5 protein-coding genes are annotated in these 3,402 nt (G+C 35.0%); all 5 read left to right on the top strand.

Features of this window, described 5'->3' with window-relative positions:
• Positions 1–338 (top strand): lactate utilisation protein LutB domain-containing protein (locus tag AC1DTM_RS20715; protein WP_477000767.1); only part of this gene is annotated, 338 nt, incomplete at its 5' end.
• A complete protein-coding gene (locus tag AC1DTM_RS20720) occupies positions 338–1,048 on the top strand; it encodes a LutC/YkgG family protein (RefSeq protein WP_016104238.1) in 711 nt (236 codons plus the stop codon). The genes AC1DTM_RS20715 and AC1DTM_RS20720, both read left to right, overlap by 1 nt.
• A gap of 112 nt (positions 1,049–1,160) precedes the next feature.
• On the top strand, positions 1,161–1,883 hold the full coding sequence (locus tag AC1DTM_RS20725) for a prepilin peptidase (RefSeq protein WP_016104239.1): 723 nt from the start codon (positions 1,161–1,163) through the stop codon (positions 1,881–1,883).
• 14 nt (positions 1,884–1,897) lie between these two features.
• Complete coding sequence (locus AC1DTM_RS20730; RefSeq protein WP_016104240.1) at positions 1,898–2,209, top strand: cyclic-phosphate processing receiver domain-containing protein; 312 nt, start codon at positions 1,898–1,900, stop codon at positions 2,207–2,209.
• 365 nt (positions 2,210–2,574) lie between these two features.
• Positions 2,575–3,279, top strand: coding sequence for a cysteate racemase (cuyB, locus tag AC1DTM_RS20735; RefSeq protein ID WP_002201264.1), 705 nt, complete (start codon positions 2,575–2,577; stop codon positions 3,277–3,279).
• Positions 3,280–3,402 lie beyond the last annotated feature (123 nt).

The following is a 3,402-nucleotide window of genomic DNA, read 5'->3' on the forward strand; positions in this document are numbered from 1 at the left end:
GTTTATGCGGAGCGTGTACGGAAGCTTGTCCAGTAAAGATTCCGTTACATGATTTATTATTAAAACATCGTCAAGTTATCGTTGAGCAAGAAGGACGTGCCCCACTTGCAGAGAAATTAGCAATGAAAATGTTTAGTATGGGCGCATCTTCAGCAGCTTTATATAAAATGGGATCAAAAATAGCACCGGCAGCAATGAGTCCATTTACATCTGGCAATCGTGTATCAAAAGGTGTTGGTCCACTTAAAAACTGGACGGAGATTCGTGAATTCCCGGCTCCAAGTAAAGAACGATTCCGTGATTGGTATAAAGATCATAAGAAAGGCGGGGACAAATAATGACAGGATTAATTCAAAACCGTGAGTCCTTTCTAGATAATATCGCAAAAGAACTTGGGCGCGCGCGTAAAACAGAAGGCGTAGAACGTCCAGCATGGAAAAGTAATGTGAATGTAGAAACGTTAAAAGATTATTCACAAGAAGAATTGTTAGAAGTATTTAAAAATCAATGTACAAACATTCATACAACTGTTGTGGAAACGACAAACGACCGTTTACGTGAAGATATTCAAAAAGTAATCGTTGAAAACGGCGGAGGACCTATTATATTATCAGCAGATGAACGTTTTGATTCCTATGGATTGACTTCTTTATTTAAAGAAGAGCTTCCAAAGCAAAATGTTGAAGTAAATGTATGGGATCCTGAGAAAAAAGAAGAGAATATGCGTATAGCGGAAAAAGCGAATATTGGAATCGCATTTAGTGATTATACATTAGCTGAATCTGGTACGATTGTTGTACAAAGTCATAAAGGACAAGGGCGTTCTTTACACTTTTTACCGACTGTATACTTTGCTATTATTCCACGTGAAACACTTGTACCTCGCATTACACAAGCAGTTCAACATATGAACTCTCGTGTGGAAAAAGGTGAAGCAGTCGCATCTTGTATTAACTTTATTACAGGACCAAGTAACTCTGCGGATATTGAAATGAATCTTGTTGTCGGAGTACATGGACCATTAAAAGCAGTATATTTCATCGTATAAAATAGGGGAAAGCAGGCCGGAAAACGGCCTGCTTTTTTAATAGAATAAAGATAATATGAAGTAGAAGTTCTCTCCTTTTTTTGTTATGTTCTTTTGGAAAGGAGAGGAAGGGATGTTCACTTATTTATATGCATTGTTAATGGGTATGGTGTTTGGTTCTTTTTTTATGGTGATTGCGATGAGAGTTCCAGTAGGGGAATCTATTATTACACCGCGTTCGTACTGTTATTACTGCAAGTATACGTTAAAGCCGAAAGAACTGATTCCAATCATTTCATTTTGTATACAAAAAGGGCGTTGTACGAATTGTAAGAGGAAAATCTCAAGTTTGTACATAGTATTTGAATTTGTTACAGGTAGTTTATTTTTTCTTACTGTATATGTAATTGGAATAGAACGAGAGCTCATCATCACTTTATCGCTCTTTTCTTTACTTCTTATTATTTCAGTTACAGATTTAGTATATATGCTAATACCTAATCGTATTTTAATTTGGTTTGCGCTTTTGCTTATTTTAGAATGTATTTTTGTACCGTTAGTTACTTGGATAGATAGTTTAGCTGGTAGTGGAACTATATTCATTTTGTTATATTGCATGCAAAGGATTTATCCAGATGGTCTTGGCGGAGGTGATGTAAAATTACTTTCGTTACTCGGATTTATAGTGGGAGTGAAAGGGGTTTTTATAACTTTATTTTTAGCATCTTGCTTTAGTCTTTGTTTTTTCGGAATAGGTATAGCGTTAAAACGTATAAAAATAATAACCCCAATTCCGTTTGGACCTTTTATTAGCCTTGGAGCAATATGTTATGTGTTGGTCACATATGCAAAATAGAGAGGAGATAGAAAATGAATGTATATATGGATGATCAAAGAAGTTGCCCGTACGGATATGTTTTGGCAACTACAGTAGAATCTGCATTACAATTTGTTCGGAGTAATAAGGTAAACATCCTCTCTCTTGATTTTAACATGGGATGGAGGCAAAAGAATGGGTTAGATTTTGTAGAAGTCTTTTGTACAGAAGGTCTATATGTTAATGAAATTCACCTTCATACAAATGATGTCATCGGTATGCATCAGATGAAACAGAGAATAGAGAGAGGGAAGGAAGAACGGGAAATTAATCCTTGTATTGCCTTGAAATATGTAGGGAGCTAAAAACTCCAAAGTGAAACTTAAACAGACTATAATAAGAAGAGTTTTCGATTTGCCTGCAACCCACCAATCAGGATTAGATGAGATTCTTTTTGATTGTACGTATCGATAAGCTCTCTACTCGTATACCAGTTATCAACCAGCGCATATACTTGCTCATCACTTGTTAGATAGTAATATTCGATATCAAAATCCTCTTATACATTAGTTATCAATACATATTTTCTATTGTTGTATAGATTCTTTCTATAATTCATCCCTTAAAAAGGAACTTATAATTAAGTCAATCATTCAAAATACATTTACAGAAATACTAAGAATGTTATTAAGATTAGACTTTCAAAATATGTTTAAAAGTGGTGAGTAAAATGCAAAAAATTGTTGGGATTATTGGGGGCATGGGGCCTTTGGCGACTGTTGATTTAATGAACAAAATTATTTCTTATACACCTGCAATGAAAGATCAAGATCATATCCATATCATTGCAGACAACTATTCTCAAATACCTGATCGGACAACGGCTATTTTGGGAAAGGGAATGGATCCGACCCCGTACATTGTACAATCAGCGCAGCGACTGCAAAACGCTGGTGCGGATTTTCTTGTTATTGCGTGTAATACCGCTCATTTTTTCTATAAAGCAGCTAAAAGGTCTGTTAATATTCCGATCTTGCATATGCCTTTAGAAACGGCTCGTTTTGTGCAAAAAAATAATTTTAGAAAAGTAGGTTTGTTAGCTACGGATGGGACGATTAAGACGGAACTATACCAAAACAGTTGTCAAAGTTGCAGGATTGATGTCATTGAGCCTGATAAAGAAATGCAAGAAAAAGTGATGGAAGGAATATATGCTATTAAAAGTGGAAATTTAGAAAAAGGATTTTTATATCTTTCAATGGTTGCTGATAAATTGAAAGATAGCGGAGCTGAGGCTATTATAGCAGGTTGCACAGAGGTTCCTCTTGTATTGAAATCATCCGAAAATATTTGCGTTATTGATCCAACAGAAATTGTAGCTAAAATGGTTATTAAAATAGCTAATAGAACAGAGAAAGAAATAATAAAAGTGTAATTTAGAAGTTGGGAATGCGGCAGAAGTGTTGCATTCTTATTTTATGGATGTTTGATGCATACGATTTTACGTGTACATGTTATAGTAAATTATAATAGAGAGCTAAAGTAAGGAGCGTTTAGA

It is taken from the genome of Bacillus sp. P4_D3 (assembly GCF_056401855.1).

Excerpts from the sequence above, each read along its gene's own strand:
- AC1DTM_RS20720 (WP_016104238.1), top strand. The coding sequence starts at position 338 with ATGACAGGATTAATTCAAAACCGTGAGTCCTTTCTAGATAATATCGCA.
- AC1DTM_RS20725 (WP_016104239.1), top strand. The coding sequence starts at position 1,161 with ATGTTCACTTATTTATATGCATTGTTAATGGGTATGGTGTTTGGTTCT.
- AC1DTM_RS20730 (WP_016104240.1), top strand. The coding sequence starts at position 1,898 with ATGAATGTATATATGGATGATCAAAGAAGTTGCCCGTACGGATATGTT.
- cuyB (WP_002201264.1), top strand. The coding sequence starts at position 2,575 with ATGCAAAAAATTGTTGGGATTATTGGGGGCATGGGGCCTTTGGCGACT.